Source organism: Williamsia sp. z71, from assembly GCF_059553375.1.
Genome location: NZ_JCANWX010000001.1, coordinates 752,348 through 767,633 on the forward strand (window position 1 = coordinate 752,348; position 15,286 = coordinate 767,633).

Consider the following 15,286-nt stretch of genomic DNA (forward strand, 5'->3'; position numbering starts at 1 on the left):
TACTGTGTTTCGTCTTCGGATCGGGGTCCCCTGGCGATTGACACAGCTGGGAAACCGGGAAACCATCTCATAAAGCGGTATGCCATCCCGTATTGAGTCAAAGGACAAACTCTGTGAACGCCTCCTCATCCACGAGCAGTCGCTCGTCCACCCGGCAGGTCGTCGATCTGGCCGGTCGAACGCCGGCGCAGAAGCAGGGCTTGCTCTCGCATCTGATCATCCCGCGGCCGATCGCCATGATCACCACGGTCGGCGCCGACGGGACCGTCAATGTCGCACCGTACAGCTACTACATGCCGGTGTGCGGAGAGCCGCCGACGATCGCCATCACGATCGGCACCCTCCGCGAGGCAACGGACGGACCGAAGGACACGTGGGCCAACATCGAACGGACCGGAGAGTTCGTCGTCAACGTGACCGGCGGCGCAATGGCCGATCACATCGAGGCAGTGGCACGCGAATACCCAACCGATGTGTCGGAGTTGGACATCAGCGGGTGGGGGACAACCGATTCACAGGTTGTTGCCGTTCCGTCCCTCGTCGACAGCCCGGCGAACCTCGAGTGTCGGGTGCTCGAGGTGATCGATCGGGGCGAGCCGGAGGTTCGGTTCTCGGGGGTGCACATCGTGCTCGCGGAGGTCGTCTCCATCACCGTCGACGAATCGATACTTCTCGAGCCGGATCGCATCGATCCCACCCGCGTCGCACCGGTCGGCCGGATGGGCTTCCCCCATTTCGTCCGGGCCGAAGGTGGCGCGATCTTCCAGCAAGATCGGATTGCCTACGCGGACCTGTGATCCGCACTTCATATTCCTGATCCATCTCACTCCCTTGGAGGGATTGAACATGTCAAAATCGCGCATCATCAAGACCGCGGCGGTCGCGTGCGTCGCGCTGGCCGCACTCACCGCCTGCTCGGACCGCGGTAACAGCGACTCCGGCGGTGGCGGGTCCGCACAGTCGGCATCCGGGTCTCAACCCGACGTCAACGGCGACGGCAAAGTTGTTGTCGGCGTGCTCAGTCCGGGAGATCTGAACGACAACGGGTACTACGAGACATTCGTGACGAATGCCCAGGAGGTCGTCGATGCGAATGACTGGACGCTGATCAAGGTCGGCTCGGTCAATCCGGCAGCGGTGCTCGAACAGGCTCGCAACCTGTGCCGGCAGAACGTCGACCTCATCGCGATCGCGGCTCAGGAACTCAAGGACGCGCTGCCTGCCGCGGAGGAACCGGTCTGTGCCAACACCAACTGGTATTCGCCGGCGGGCACCGGGATCGAGCCGACACCCAACGTGACCGTGTCGAAGGACTTCGTCAACGAGGCCATGCTTGCCGCCGGTTACGCAAACGGCATCCTGATGCGTGAGCGGAACGCGACCAAGGCGGGCTACATCTCCGGGCCCGAACTCGACTTCTCGGTGATGGCGGCCAAGGCGTTCGAGGTGGGGATCAAGCAGCTGATCCCGAATGCGACTCTCGCGACGACCTACACCGGTGATTTCAACGACTCCGCGAAAGCGCGCGAAGCGGCGCAGGCGCAGATCAGCCAGGGCGTCGAGGCTCTCTACCCGTATCTGGGTGGTGCGACGGACAGCGTCGGTGAGCTCGGAACCCAGGCCGGCCTCATCCTGTCGACCCCGGGTACCGATCGCTGCGGCGAGCCGGCCATCAAGTGGGGTGTGTCGGTGATCTTCGATCCGGGTGCGTATTTTGCTGCGGCGCTGGAGAAGTTCAAGAACGGCGAGCTCAAGATGGGCGAGGTGCGTGAATGGCGCATGGGCAAGGACTCCGTTCCGACCGTGAAGCTGTGCAACGGCACCGAAGCCCAGAACGCTGAGCTGGCCACCTTCATCGAGAAGATCGGCTCCGGTGAGATCGTGCCGGACGACGTCATCGCGAAGTCGGGCGTGTAGACCATGGCCGGTGAGCAGGTGCGGGCGGCGGGGGATCGGACCCCGCTCGCTCCGGTGGTCGAAAGTGGGCCGCTCTCTGAGGTTTTCGAGGTTGGGTCTCCGCCGCCGGCACTGGCTGCCCGCGGGATTACGAAGGCCTACGGCTCGGTGCTGGCCTGTGACGCCATCGACCTGTCGGCACGATCAGGTGAGATCCACGGACTGCTCGGCGAGAACGGTGCCGGCAAGTCGACGTTGATGAAGGTGCTGCTCGGGCTCGTGCAACCCGACGACGGGACGATCATGCGCAGCGGCAAGCGCGTCGAGATACGGTCGCCCTACGACGCCCTGCAACTCGGAATCGGCATGGTGCATCAGCACTTCAGCCTGATCGATGCGCTGACCGTCTGGGAGAACACGGTTTTGGGTGAACGCGGTGCGATCGACCGGGACCGCGCGTGCAGTGAGGTCGAAGCGGTCTCGAGCCGGTACGGCCTCCCGATCGATCCGCTGGCCGTGGTCGGCGAGTTGTCGGCCGGGCAACGCCAGCGGGTCGAGATCGTCAAGTGTTTGCGTCGGGACCCGCAGATCCTGATCCTGGACGAACCGACTTCGGTGCTCACCGCCGCCGAGTCCGCCGAGCTGTTCGAGGTTCTGCGGACGGTGGTCTCCACCGAGAACCGGGCCGTGGTGCTGATCAGTCACAAGCTGGCGGAGATCTCGGCCGCAACGGATCGGGTGACCGTGTTGCGCAAGGGCAGGGTGGTCTTCCGTGCCGCCACCGCCGACACGACCCCGCAGATCCTGGCCCGGCAGATGGTCGGCCGGGAGGTCTCACTCGACCACGCGGCCCCGGCACTCGGCGTCGCACTCGACGGTGTGGCCACCCGGTCCCTCGGGGTCACCGCCTCAGATGTCCCGGATTCCGATTCGGAACCTGCGGCGTTGGAGATCGATGGCCTGACCATGAAGAACGCCGACGGCCGGTCCGTGCTCGACCGTGTGTCACTACAACTTCGCAGAGGTGAGATCGTCGGGCTCTACGGTGTCGAGGGCAACGGTCAGGCAGAGCTCGGTGACGTGCTGTGTGGCCTGGTTCCCTCGGTGGGTGGCGAGGTCAGGGTGGCCGGGCACCCCGTGTCGATGTCGAAGCCGGGGGCACTGCGCAAGGCCGGGGTCGGGGTCATCCCCGAGGATCGACACCGCTGTGGCGTTGTCCTGGATCTCAGTGTCGCCGACAATTTGGTGTTCAAGGATCTCGACACGTTGTCGAAGCGGGGGTGGCTGCAGCGCAAAGCGATCCGAAAGCGCGCCGAGGAACTGGTCGCGCGTCACCGGATCTCCACCCCGTCGATCGACACGCCGGTTCGTCACCTTTCCGGCGGCAACCAGCAACGGGTGGTCCTGGCGCGGGAACTGGCGGCCGGACCGACGGTTCTCGTCGCGGCGCAGCCGACGCACGGACTCGATATCGGTGCGATCGAGGACATGTACATGCATCTGCGCAAGGCTGCGGAGCAGGGAGTCGCGGTGTTGCTGATCAGTACCGAACTCGAAGAGGTGACCGCTCTGTGCTCCCGCATCGCGGTGATCTCCGATGGCCGGATCGCCGGCGTCGTCCGCACCCCCGATGCCACTGCCGAGCGGCTCGGAATGCTCTTGGGCGGTGAGGAAGCGGCATGAGCACCACTTCGATCCTGGACAAGGAGCCGGCACCGCCACCGCCGCGGTCCCGGCCCCCGTCGGAGAAGCTCCGGGCGGCGGTGATCCGGATTGCACCGGGACCCGGCGCGCTCGCGCAGGCGTGGCTGACGATCCTGGCGCTCGCGGTGGCGCTGTTGTTGTCGACCATCCTCGTCGCGGCGACCGGCGGTTCGCCCAGCGCAGTGGCGTCTGCGCTCTTCGAGGGCAGCATGTCCGATGCCGCATCGTGGTCGCAAACACTTCTTTCCGCGGCGCCACTGCTGATCGTGGCGGTGGGTGCCTGTGTCTGTAACCGGGCCGGCGCCTTCAACATCGGTCAGGAAGGGCAGGTGCTGATCGGCGCCATGCTGGCGATGTTCATCGGGCTCCGCATGTCCGGTCCACCGATGCTGGTCATCACGGTGAGCATCGTGGTCGGCGCGATCTTCGGCGGACTGTGGGCCGGCGTCAGCTCGCTGCTGCACCGCGTCCGTGGTGTGAACATCGTTGTCAGCACATTGTTGATGTCGTTCATCGCGGTCCAGGTCGTCAGCTATGTGGTCAGTGTTCCGTGGCTGTTGCAGGAACCGAAGACCGACGCCTCGAGCACGGGTGCAAACCAATCGGCACTGTTGCCCGCCGACTACCGCTTGCCCGCTGTCGGGCAGTATCCCGATCTGAGCCTCAACGCCGGACTGTTCATCGGTCTGGTCCTCGCCGTGATCATCGCGGTGGTACTGGCCCGCAGCCGCTGGGGTTTCTCGATGGGCATCGTGGGCCTGAACCCGTTGACCGCACAGCATGCGGGAGTTCGGGTGGCCCTCGCCGGCGCGGTCGCGCTGATGATCTCCGGTGCCTGCGCCGGACTCGCCGGCGCTGTTGTGGTCGAGAGTTCGGTGTTCCGGCTCCAGCCCGCGGTGGCCAACAACATCGGCTGGGATGGCATGCTGATCGCGCTGATCGCCCGGAATCGGCCGATGGTCGCGATCCCGGTGGCAATCGTGTTCGGCGCCTTGCGAACCGGGTCGGCGTTCCTGTCGGCGACCGGTGTGCCCATCTACCTGGTGAACGTCGTGCAATCGTTGCTGGTGCTGGCGTGCGTCATCGCGCCGGCGCTGACGTTCGCCGGCAATCAACTGTCGAAGAAAGCGCAGCAAGCGTCATGAGCCCCGACGACATCGGAATCATCCTGTCCAGCGCGATGCGGCTCACCGCGCCACTGGCCTTCGCGGCCTGCGGTGAGTACCTGGCCGAACGTGCCGGCACCCAGAACATCTCGGTCGAGTCGATGATGTTGGCCGGGGCATTCTCGTCCATTGCGATCGCCAGCGAAACAGGCAGCGCCACCATCGGTCTGGTGTTCGGAGCGGTCATCGGCATGATCGTCGGCCTGATCCACGGAAATCTGTCACATCGCCTGGACGTCAACACCTTTGTGGTCGGCCTGGTGCTGAACACACTCGTACTCGGTCTGACCACCTACCTGATCTCCCTGGCCGACTTCTCCAATCATCAGGTGTCCCTGATGAGCATTCCGGTCCTGCGGGACATACCGGTGATCGGGCAGGCGCTGTTCGTCGAACGCTGGCCGATGTATCTGCTGGTTCTGCTGATCCCGCTGACCTGGTGGTTGGTCGAACGCAGCCGCTGGGGCCTCAATCTTCGTGCCATCGGTGACAACCCGCAGGCCGCTGACGCGACCGGTCTGGACGTGAACAAGCTGCGCAGGCAGGCATTGCTGTGGTGTGGACTCTGCTCGGGGCTGGGCGGGGCATATCTGGCCGTCGGTGAAGTCGGTTCGTTCAACGCGAACATGACCGGGGGCCGCGGCTTCATCGTTCTTGCCGCCGTCATCTTCGGGGCGTGGCGTCTACGCCGCACGTTGCTCGGATGTCTGCTGTTCGGACTCGCCGATGCGCTTCGGCTGGCGTTGCCCGCGTTGGGCTTCGAGCTCAACTCCCAGATGCTGATCGCGGCGCCGTATGTGCTCGCGCTGGTTGCGATGGTGGTGATCAGCGGTGCGCTACGAGAACCGAGAGCGCTGGGCAAGCCGTTTGTTCGAGGCATCGTCTAGATGCGCAGGGCCGGCCCTTGGCGGGGCCGGCCCTGACGTCACTCAACGAGGAGTAGCACGCAGTGCACGATGATTCATGAGGTGGGCGGAGAGCGCCCCGGTATGACGCACATGGAAGAGCAGGCGCTGGTGCCGGGGCCCGGTGAGCGCCCGGCCCGGCGATACCGGTGGGTTGTCCTGGCGGCCGGGGTCTTTGCGCAGGCATCTGCGGCGTCGGTGTTGCAGGGCATGCCCAGTTTGTCGCCGACCCTGCGTTCGCGATTCTCGCTGTCGCTGACCGAACTCGGGTTCGTGTTGGCGGCCGGCACGATCGGTCTACTGCTGTTCCTCGTGCCCTGGGGGCTGCTCGCCGATCGGATCGGTGAGCGGCTGGTGATGACGATCGGCCTCTTTCTCAGCGCGGTGGCCCTGGTCTGTGCCGCTGTGTCGACAACGGTGTGGGCGTTGATGGTGTCGATGGTTCTCGCGGGCGCGGCCTGCGCGAGCGTCAACGCGGCCAGTGGACGTGCGGTCATCCTGTGGTTCCCGCGCTCGGAACGCGGTCTGGCGATGGGGGCACGACAGACGGCGATCCCACTCGGTGCTGCCGTGGCCGCGGTGACCTTGCCGGCGGCCGCGGAGGTGTGGGGACTCGGCGGCGCTCTGCTGGTGGCGGCGGGCGCGTGCACAGCGGGCGCATTCGTGGTGTGGGCGTTCGTCCGTGACCCGGGCGGACCGGTTGAAGTTCCCACGGACGCAGACGGATCCGAGACCCGCGCCGGCGATCGCCGGTCGATCGTGCAGCTGTGTGTGGTCTCCTTCCTCCTTGTCGTACCCCAGCTCACGGTGGTGGGGTTCCTGGTCGTCTACCTGGTCGACGGACACGCCATGTCGGCGATGGCGGCGGCCGGGCTGTTGGCGCTCGTCCAGCTCGGCGGTGGTGCGGCCCGGATCGGACTCGGTGCGCTCTCGGACCGTCGAGGTGTCCGCATCGCACCGTTGCAACAGGTCGCGGTGATGATCAGTGTGCTGTTCGCACTCGCCGTCGTCGGAGAACTCGTCGGTGGACCGATCGCGGTGATCGTGCTGATCTGTGCGGGATTCGCGGCGATCAGCTGGAATGGGCTGGCATTCACGGCCATCGGAGAACTGGCCGATCCGAAGAACATCGGACTGATCCTCGGTGTGCAGAACACCGCCGTCGCGCTCGGGATGGCGATCACGCCGCCGTTGATGGGTGTGGTCATCGAGGCCACCTCGTGGACTTGCGCGTTCGGCATCCTCGCCGCCGTCGCCGCCGTCGCGGCCGTGCTGTTGCAACGGATCAGAACCGGCGGCCGGTCTGCAAGGTTACAACCGTGAAACATGCTCGTAAACCTCGCTTTCCGGCTCTTCGGCGAATTGACAAGGCATCTCGGTCTTGATCGAATATCTCGTAGTGCGAGACGATGTCTCGCTGGCGAACAACCACAACGAAATGTGAGTGCACCATGACCACTACGCTGCCCGCAGCGCCGGATGCTGAACGTCTGGACGTCGGGAACTCGCTGATCGCGCAGGATTGGGAGGCCCTGACCTTCAAGGTTCATCGCAGTGCCTACCGCGAGAACGCGGTCTTCAATCGGGAGCGGAACGAGATCTGGGGTCGCACGTGGCTCTACCTGGGTCACGAGACCGAGATCCCGGTCGCCGGTGACTTCAAGACCCGCACACTGGGTGGGCGCCCCCTGATCTTCGTCAGGGACTCGAACGGTGTTGTGCAGGCCTATCTCAATGCGTGCCCCCATCGCGGAACCATCCTCTGTCGGGAAGCCGAAGGACGTACCAAGAACTTTCAGTGCTTCTACCACGCCTGGACCTTCCGCAATTCCGGTGAACTGGCGGCCCTGCCGGACAGCGGCGCCTACCCGGAGGCGAGTGAGTTCGTCGATTCGCTCTCGTTGAGGCGGGTCCCGCGTCTGGACATCCATGAGGGGTTTGTCTTCGTGGCCTTCGATGCGGGCGTCCCGCCCCTGCTCGAGCATCTCGGTCCGGCCGCGGATTACATGACGATGACCGCCTCGATCGGCAAGGACGGGATGACCACCCTTCCCGGCGTGCAGAAGTACAGCGTGCGCGGCAACTGGAAACTGGCCGTCGAAAACGCCATGGACGGTTATCATTTCGCGCCGACCCACAACACATTTGTGGGATACCTGCGCGAGACCGGGTTCGCGGTCACCGATCACGACCAATATGCCCACGACCTCGGACAGGGCCATGGACTACTGGTCCTGACCGGCCACAACGGTCGCATCGGCATGATCTGGGAACCTCGGTTCGGTGAAGCCGAAAAGGCGCGTATCGAGGGCAAGCGTGCGGAGATGGCCGGGCGCCTCGGTGCCGAGCGCGCCGACGACGTGGCCAATGCATCGCGAATCCTGTTCGTATTCCCCAATCTTCTGCTCTTCGACCTCGAATCGCTGACGATCCGTCAGCTCGAGCCCGTGGAACCCGGGGTGACCGATGTCCGCGCCTGGCAGTTCGTCGAGAACGGTGAACCGGACGATGTGCGGGCGCTGCGGCTCAAGACGATGGCCAGTTTTGTCGGTCCGGGCGGGCTGGCAACGCCGGACGACATCGAAGCGTATGAAGCGGTCCAGCGCGGGGTGTCGGCCACCGCCGGCTTCGACTCGGTGGACCTGGACTGGAGCGACATGTCCCGCGGTATGGGAGACGACCTGCGCGGTCCGCGCGGACGATCGATAGATGAAGGTGCGATGCGCAGCTTCTGGAGGCACTGGAGCAAGCGCGTGGGCGAGATCGACGGCGTCAGCGGAAAGGTCGGATGATGACTACGGCAATCGACATGGATGTCTCCACCGGAAGTGACCGGGTGGTCGCGCGCGGGGAGGTCGAGGAGTTCTTCTACGACGAGGCCGCGCTTCTCGATGACTGGAGGCTCGAAGAATGGCTGACCCTGTTCGTCCCCGGGGCGTCGATGCTCGTCCCCACGACCGACGCACGCGGCCTGGGCCCCGAGGAGGCGGGCTACTTCGTCGCCGATGACTGGGATCTGCTGAACGCACGGGTCAAACGCCTCAAGAGCCGAAAGGCGCACGCCGAGAACCCACATTCGCGAACGACCCGGCTGGTGAGCAACGTCCGGATCCTCGGGCGTGATGGCGCGAAGTTGCAGGTGAGCGCGAACTTCGTGATCCACCGCTACCGTGACGGGGGCGCATTTCACTATGTCGGTCGCTACGACCACGAATTGCTCGTGACCGACGATGCCCTGGCGTTCACGTTGCGGCGGGCGACGCTGACGAACGAGGCGATGGACCCCGGTGCACGCCTGAGCTTCATCCTGTAGAGGACTGGCGACGACGAGAACTCCTGACGACGGCGAGTTGTGGTGACCGTGACCACAACTGCCGTCGCCAGCCAAGGTGCTGCGACACTAGCCGTCGGAAGAGTGTCCCGGCGTGACCGACAGATTCGCGTCGACCAACGGTGCGAGATTGTTGACCGCGGCCGCCGCCTCACCGAAACCGACACTCATCAAACGTGTCTTGCTCGGATACTCGCTGATGTCCCCGGCTGCGAAAACTCGGGGGATCGAGGTCTGCATGTCTCGTCCCACGACGATGCGGCGCCTGTCCTGGTCCAGGCCCCAAGAATCGAGTGGCCCGAGGTCGGCGATGAAACCGAGAGCCGCGACAATCGAATTGGCGGGCAAGGCAATGGTTTCTGAGCTCTTCGTGTGCCTTACGGTCACCTCGGCAACGTCGTCTTCGCCGCTGACGGCGATGACTTCGTACGGCGTCATGACCGTGACCGTCGACTCCGCGAGCAGTGCGATACTGCGCTCGTGGGCGCGGAACACCGGCCTGCGGTGCACGAGGGTCACCGACGCCGCGATCTTCTCCAGTCCCAGTGCCCAATCGAGGGCCGAGTCGCCTCCTCCGACGATGACGACGTCGTGGCCGGCGAGGTCGTTCAGGCGTGGCACGAAGTAGCGAAGCCCGCGGCCCTGGTACTCCGAGCCCGCCGGCAACTCGCGCGGTTCGAAGCTGCCGACACCACCGGTGATGAGAATGGCCTTCGCGTGCACGCTGGTTCCGGTATCGGTGGTGACCGAGACGCTGTCGGGATGGGTTTCGAGTTTGGCTGCGGTCTGACCCAGGAGCAGGATCGGTTCACTCTGTAGTGCCTGCGTGTACAGGGAGTCGATCAGTTCCTGGCCCTTGATGGCGGGGAAGCCGGCGATGTCGAAGATCTGTTTTTCGGGATAGAGCGCGGCCACCTGTCCACCCACCTGCGGGAGCGAATCCATCAACGCAACGGACATCCCCCGAAAACCGGCGTAGTACGTGCCGTAGAGACCGGCCGGTCCGGCTCCGATGACCAACAGATCCACCGTGACCGGTGGCGGTGTCGTGCTTGTCATTCGGTGGCCTCCCACGCGGCGACGGTCGGGTGGTCCTTGCCGATGACGCCGACTTTCCGGGCACCGCCGGGGGATCCGATGGTTGAGAAGAACTGTTCATTGATCCCGATGAACACGGTCCGGTCCGCGGGAACGTCCTCCTCGTGGAAGATCGAGATCACCGGGCAGACCGGTTCACAGCGACCGCAATCGACGCACTCGTCGGGGTGGATGTACATCATCCGGTCGCCCTCGTAGATGCAGTCGACAGGGCATTCCTCCATGCACGACTTGTCTGTCTCGTCGATGCAGGGGCTGGTGATGACGTACGCCATGTGGAGCTCCTGTCCTATACATCTCTGTATGCAAGTTGATGACTCGCATTATGAGATAGGATTCCGGCTCTGACCTTGGCTTGTCAACGCGGACTCGACTTGAGCCACGTCTTTTCATGAAGACGTAACACTGCCACCGCAACGCAGTGGTTCTCGTATTACAAGATGATGTTTCACATTGACGTCTGGCGTGGGGGCAACTTAGTCTTCTGTTCAGGCTGCGGTGCCGTAATCCAACTGTCCGCGATCGGACAGTGGCCGGCGACGAAGATCTGAGGAGTACACCATGGGTGCAACTGTGAACCTGCTGGACGGCAACGTGATCCCGGCTGTCGGCTACGGGGTGTACCAGGTGCCCGACGACGCCGCCGAGGGGGCGCTCACGCACGCAATCGAGTGTGGCTACCGCAGCGTCGACACCGCGGCGATGTACGGAAACGAGGCCGGCGTCGGCCGGGCCGTTCGGGCATCGCCGGTGTCGCGATCAGAACTCTTCGTGACCACGAAGTTGTGGAACGACGATCAGGGTTACGACACCACGATGCGGGCGTTCGAGAAGTCGCTGGGCACTTTGGGTCTCGACTACGTCGACATGTACCTGATCCATTGGCCGCTGGCGAAGGAGGGCAAGTTCGTCGATACGTTTCGGGCCTTCAAGAACTTGAAGGCCGACGGTGTGGTCCGGTCGATCGGGGTCTCCAACTTCACCCGCGCGCATCTCGAAGAACTGATCGAAGGAACAGGTGAGGTCCCCGTCGTCAATCAGATCGAGCTGCACCCGCGACTGGCACAGAACGAACTACGAGAGTTCCACGCATCGCTCGGTATCGTCACCGAAGCGTGGGGACCGCTGGGGCAGGGGAGTACGCTCTCCATTCCGGAAATCGTGGATATTGCTGCCGCCCAGTCGAAGACAGCAGCACAGGTGGTGCTGCGCTGGCACCTGCAGCGCGGCACGGTGGTGATCCCGAAATCGGCGGCGCCCGAACGTATCGAATCGAACTTCGCAGTGTTCGATTTCGAGCTCACCGACGAGCAGATGGCGCAGATCGACGGGCTCGACACCGGCGAACGCCTCGGCGCCGATCCCGACATCATGTGGTGATCGAAACTAGCGCGCGGGAGCGGCCCGTAGCCCCGGCATCACGTAACGCCGAAAGTAGCGCCGCACCGCGGTTTGATCGTCGGGGTCCAGACTCGGACCGGGAACCGTGGTCAGATTGATGAGCACCCGGGCCACCCACTCCGAAGCCTCGGCGATGTCGGTCGCCGGGTGGATGTCACCGCGATCGCGGGCGGCGATCACATAGTCCTGCCAGAAGGCGGCCAGCTCGGGCACCAGACCCTGGACCCCGATGCCCGCGCAGGCGGCGAACTCGTCGGGCTCGCTCAGGCGGAGCTTCATGATCAGGGCTCCCGGCGCATCGTAGGCGCTGCGACCGTGGGCCACACCGGCCGCCAGCTGGGCGTCGAAGTCGGCCAATCCGGCCAAGGTTCGGTGTGCATCGGCCCAGAACGCATCGTTGAGCCGCACGATCGTGGCGCCGAGCAATGCCGACTTGTCCGAGAAGTGCCGGTACAGCCATGCTCTGGACACCCCTGCGGTCTCGGCGACCTCGAGTACCGTGGTCGCCCGAATGCCCTTGGCTGCGAGGCATTCCTCGGCGGCATCGAGGAGCCGATCGTGAACACTGCGGGCATCGACGGAATCTGTCACGGGAGCAAACATAGCAAAACCGGTAGACACATTCTCCGATCTGTGTACTGTCGGGGTCAACAGATTGCAGAATGTGTCAACAGATCTTCTCAGGAGCTCTCATGCAGGGTCCGACCACGGCAGTCATCGGCGCAGGCATCAGCGGATTGACCGCCGGAAAGATATTGAACGACTACGGAATCCCGTACACCTGCTTCGAGGTCTCGGATCGGATCGGCGGCAACTGGGCGTTCAAGAATCCGAACGGTTACAGCAGTGCGTACCGGTCGCTGCACATCGACACCTCCAAACATCGGCTGTCGTTCAAGGACTTCCCGATGCCGGACGACTACCCGGACTTTCCGCATCACTCCCAGATCAAGTCATATCTCGAGAGTTACGCCGACGCCTTCGACCTCAAGGACAACATCGAGTTCCAGAACGGCGTCACCCACGCCCGCAGGCTCGACGGCGGGGGCTGGGAGTTGCAGACCCAGGCCGGCCAGACCCGGAGATTCGACCTGCTGGTGGTGGGTAACGGACATCATTGGGATGCGCGCAAGGCCGACTTCCCGGGAACCTTCACCGGTGAGTCGATACACGCACATCACTACATCGACCCGCAGGATCCGTTGCCGCTGACCGGCAAACGGATACTCGTTGTCGGATTGGGTAACAGCGCAGCCGACATCTCGGTGGAGTTGTCGTCGAAGACATTGCGCAACGAGGTGACATTGTCGACGCGGTCAGGCGCCTGGATCGTCCCGAAGTACATTGCCGGCAAACCGGCGGACAAGTACTACCAGACCACGCCGTATCTGCCGCTGTCCTGGCAGCGCAAGCTGGTGCAGATGGGGCATCCGATGCTCTCGGGACGGCCGGAGAACTACGGGTTGCCCACCCCCAATCACAAACTGTTCGAAGCACATCCGACGCAGTCGGTGGAACTTCCGCTGCGGTTGGGTTCCGGCGATGTCATCCCCAGGCCCAACGTTCGTGAGCTCGACGGCGCCACGGTGCATTTCGAGGACGGAACCAGTGGCGAGTTCGACGTCATCGTCTATGCCACCGGGTACAACATCACCTTCCCGTTCTTCGACGAAGACTTCATCAGCGCGCCCGGCAACCACATTCCGCTGTACAAGCGCATGTTCAAGCCGGGCATCGACGACCTGGTCTTCATCGGATTCGCGCAATCGACCCCCACGCTGTTCCCGTTTGTCGAGTGTCAGTCCCGGCTACTCGGCGCCTACGCCGCCGGTAGATACCGGTTACCGTCACCCGAGGTGATGGAGGAGGTGATCGTGAGCGACCAGCAGAAGTACACCGGCCACATGCTCGATCGTCCACGGCACACCCAGCAGGTCGACTACTTCATCTACGAACACGACATGCGGACCAAGGAGCTGCCGGAGGGTCTGGCGCGGGCCGCTGACCTCGGTGCGCCCGACTGGGCGGTGGCCGCATGACCGCGCAGACCGCCGCCCCCGGCGCCGGAAGTTCGGATTCCGGGCCTCATCTGACCCGGACGTTCTCCAGCGGCGGCGTCGAATGTGATGCCTGGTATTTCCGGGCAGGCACCGACACCCTCAAGGGTCCTGCCGGTACGCCCATAGTGGTGATGGCACACGGACTCGGTGGGACGAAGGATTCCGGCCTGGAACCGTTTGCCACGGCACTCGCGGCCAGTGGCCTGGACGTGTTCGCCTTCGATTACCGCGGATTCGGGTCCTCGGGTGGCGAGGACCGGCAGACGGTGTCGATCGAGGGTCAGCTCGAGGACTACCGCGCCGCCATCTCGGCCGCGAAAACGCTCGACGGTGTCGATCCCAACAGGATCGTCCTGTGGGGTGTTTCGTTGTCCGGCGGGCATGTGCTGTCCGTCGGGGCCGGCCGTGACGACCTGGCCGCGGTCATCTCGATGACCCCGCTGGTGAACGGTCTGGCAGCAGGGCGGTTGGCGTTCGCGAATGTGCCGGCCTCGGCGATCGCCCGCTCGACCGCGCTGGGACTGTGGAGCCGGGTCCGCCGGAGCACCGGTCGGACGCCGACGATGATGCCGATCGTTGCCGAACCGGGCGAGATCGGCGCCATGACGCTGCCGGGCTACCTACAGGACTATCTCGCGATCGCGGGCCCCACCTGGCAGAACACCATCGACGCGGCGATCGGCCCGGAGATCGGTGGCTATCGGGCCGACCGGGATGCCGGCGACATCCGTTGTCCGGTGCTGATGCAGATCGCCGATTTCGACCGGGGTGCGCCACCGCACCCGGCCACCAACGCGGCAGTCAAGGCCCGGGCAGAAGTGCGCCACTATCCGTGCGATCACTTCGGCATCTATTCCGGGAAGCCATGGTTCGACGCCGCGGTGCGCCACCAGATCAAGTTCCTGACCAGGCATCTCGGTGGGTTGGCGTAGCAGTCCCGACCGGCGGTCACAAACCCATGGCGGCAACGTGTTCGAGTAGATCGGGATAGCGCTTGGTATGAGCGCCGCCGTTGATGTCGAAGGCGGAACCGGTGATCCAGGACGCCTCGTCGGACAGCAGGTACGCGACCATCGCGGCGATCTCTTCGGGTTTGCCGCTGCGTCCCAGTGGGGTGTTCTCGATGTAGTCCTCGGTCATGCCGGGGACCAGGGACAGCCCGGCGACCAGTGGGGTGTCGACCAGGCCGGGGGAGATCGCGTTGACCCGGATGCCGCGCGCGCCGAGTTCGAGGGCGGCGACCTGGGTCAGCATCAGGGCCGCGGCCTTCGCCGCGCAGTAGGCGCCCAGGCCGGGGGCGGGTTGGCGGCCGTTGAGTGAGGCGATGGTGACGATCGAACCACCGTCGGCGATATGGTGCGCAGCGTATTTGAAGGTGAGGAACGTGCCGGTCTGACAGACGGCGATGGTGGTGTTCCAGTCGGCCAGGCTCAGATCTGCCAGTGCGCCGGGGATGGTCAGGCCTGCGCAGTTGACCACCGACGTCAGTTGGCCGTGGTCGGTGCTCACCGACTCGAACAGCGAACGCACCGAATCCTCGTCTGCGACATCGACGGTGGCAGCCACTGTGTTGCCGCCGAGTTCGGTGGCCCGTTCGCGTGCGGCGTCGGCGTTGATGTCGGCGATCACCACCCGAAACCCTCTGGCGCTCAATGTCTGTGCGCTGGCCCATCCGATGCCGGAGGCACCGCCGGTGATGATGACAAGCGGGCTTGACTGCATGGG

The 15,286-nt window shown here is 64.4% G+C and carries 15 protein-coding genes; 11 read left to right on the plus strand and 4 right to left on the minus strand.

Annotated features, from left to right (window positions below; translation table 11 throughout):
• Window positions 1–113 precede the first annotated feature (113 nt).
• The 8 genes from AC51GR_RS03245 (at window position 114) to AC51GR_RS03280 (ending at window position 8,984) form a co-directional block, all read left to right on the plus strand.
• Complete coding sequence (locus AC51GR_RS03245) at window positions 114–797, plus strand: flavin reductase family protein (RefSeq protein WP_496323187.1); 684 nt, start codon at window positions 114–116, stop codon at window positions 795–797.
• A 49-nt stretch (window positions 798–846) separates the two neighbouring features.
• Window positions 847–1,917, plus strand: coding sequence for a BMP family ABC transporter substrate-binding protein (locus AC51GR_RS03250; RefSeq protein ID WP_496323188.1), 1,071 nt, complete (start codon window positions 847–849; stop codon window positions 1,915–1,917).
• Window positions 1,918–1,920: 3 nt separating this feature from the next.
• Window positions 1,921–3,579, plus strand: a complete 1,659-nt coding sequence (locus AC51GR_RS03255; protein WP_496323189.1) for an ABC transporter ATP-binding protein — start codon at window positions 1,921–1,923, stop codon at window positions 3,577–3,579.
• Complete coding sequence (locus tag AC51GR_RS03260; protein WP_496323190.1) at window positions 3,576–4,745, plus strand: ABC transporter permease; 1,170 nt, start codon at window positions 3,576–3,578, stop codon at window positions 4,743–4,745. The genes AC51GR_RS03255 and AC51GR_RS03260 overlap by 4 nt, the downstream gene beginning before the upstream one ends.
• Window positions 4,742–5,653, plus strand: coding sequence for an ABC transporter permease (locus AC51GR_RS03265; protein WP_496323191.1), 912 nt, complete (start codon window positions 4,742–4,744; stop codon window positions 5,651–5,653). Before AC51GR_RS03260 ends, AC51GR_RS03265 begins: the two co-directional genes overlap by 4 nt.
• 69 nt (window positions 5,654–5,722) lie before the next feature.
• Window positions 5,723–6,994: an MFS transporter gene (locus AC51GR_RS03270; RefSeq protein WP_496323192.1), complete on the plus strand. Its 1,272-nt coding sequence runs from the start codon at window positions 5,723–5,725 to the stop codon at window positions 6,992–6,994.
• A gap of 128 nt (window positions 6,995–7,122) precedes the next feature.
• The gene (locus AC51GR_RS03275; RefSeq protein ID WP_496323193.1) at window positions 7,123–8,463 is read left to right on the plus strand and encodes an aromatic ring-hydroxylating oxygenase subunit alpha; all 1,341 of its coding nucleotides are present in this window, start codon (window positions 7,123–7,125) and stop codon (window positions 8,461–8,463) included.
• Complete coding sequence (locus AC51GR_RS03280; protein ID WP_496323194.1) at window positions 8,463–8,984, plus strand: aromatic-ring-hydroxylating dioxygenase subunit beta; 522 nt, start codon at window positions 8,463–8,465, stop codon at window positions 8,982–8,984. The genes AC51GR_RS03275 and AC51GR_RS03280 overlap by 1 nt, the downstream gene beginning before the upstream one ends.
• A gap of 87 nt (window positions 8,985–9,071) precedes the next feature.
• Here the strand turns inward: AC51GR_RS03280 and AC51GR_RS03285 are convergent, their stop codons facing one another.
• Both AC51GR_RS03285 and fdxA read right to left on the minus strand, forming a co-directional pair.
• Window positions 9,072–10,061 (minus strand): NAD(P)/FAD-dependent oxidoreductase, encoded by a 990-nt coding sequence (locus tag AC51GR_RS03285; protein ID WP_496323195.1) that lies wholly within the window; start codon window positions 10,059–10,061, stop codon window positions 9,072–9,074.
• Window positions 10,058–10,375 carry a ferredoxin gene (gene fdxA / locus AC51GR_RS03290; RefSeq protein WP_496323196.1) on the minus strand — a complete coding sequence of 106 codons (318 nt, stop codon included), beginning with the start codon at window positions 10,373–10,375 and terminating at the stop codon, window positions 10,058–10,060. The genes AC51GR_RS03285 and fdxA overlap by 4 nt, the downstream gene beginning before the upstream one ends.
• A 286-nt stretch (window positions 10,376–10,661) precedes the next feature.
• Between fdxA and AC51GR_RS03295 the strand changes: the two genes are divergently transcribed.
• The gene (locus tag AC51GR_RS03295; protein ID WP_496323197.1) at window positions 10,662–11,480 is read left to right on the plus strand and encodes an aldo/keto reductase; all 819 of its coding nucleotides are present in this window, start codon (window positions 10,662–10,664) and stop codon (window positions 11,478–11,480) included.
• Between the two features lie 6 nt (window positions 11,481–11,486).
• Here AC51GR_RS03295 and AC51GR_RS03300 read toward each other — a convergent pair whose 3' ends face one another.
• Complete coding sequence (locus AC51GR_RS03300; protein WP_496323198.1) at window positions 11,487–12,092, minus strand: TetR/AcrR family transcriptional regulator; 606 nt, start codon at window positions 12,090–12,092, stop codon at window positions 11,487–11,489.
• 101 nt (window positions 12,093–12,193) lie between these two features.
• Here AC51GR_RS03300 and AC51GR_RS03305 point away from each other — a divergent pair, with 101 nt between their 5' ends.
• Entirely contained in the window at window positions 12,194–13,540 is a 1,347-nt protein-coding gene (locus tag AC51GR_RS03305; protein WP_496323199.1) for a flavin-containing monooxygenase, read from the plus strand.
• Entirely contained in the window at window positions 13,537–14,493 is a 957-nt protein-coding gene (locus AC51GR_RS03310; RefSeq protein ID WP_496323200.1) for an alpha/beta hydrolase, read from the plus strand. The genes AC51GR_RS03305 and AC51GR_RS03310 overlap by 4 nt, the downstream gene beginning before the upstream one ends.
• Window positions 14,494–14,509: 16 nt before the next feature.
• On the opposite strand, the gene AC51GR_RS03315 is transcribed toward AC51GR_RS03310, so the two are convergent.
• Complete coding sequence (locus AC51GR_RS03315) at window positions 14,510–15,283, minus strand: SDR family NAD(P)-dependent oxidoreductase (RefSeq protein ID WP_496323201.1); 774 nt, start codon at window positions 15,281–15,283, stop codon at window positions 14,510–14,512.
• Window positions 15,284–15,286 lie beyond the last annotated feature (3 nt).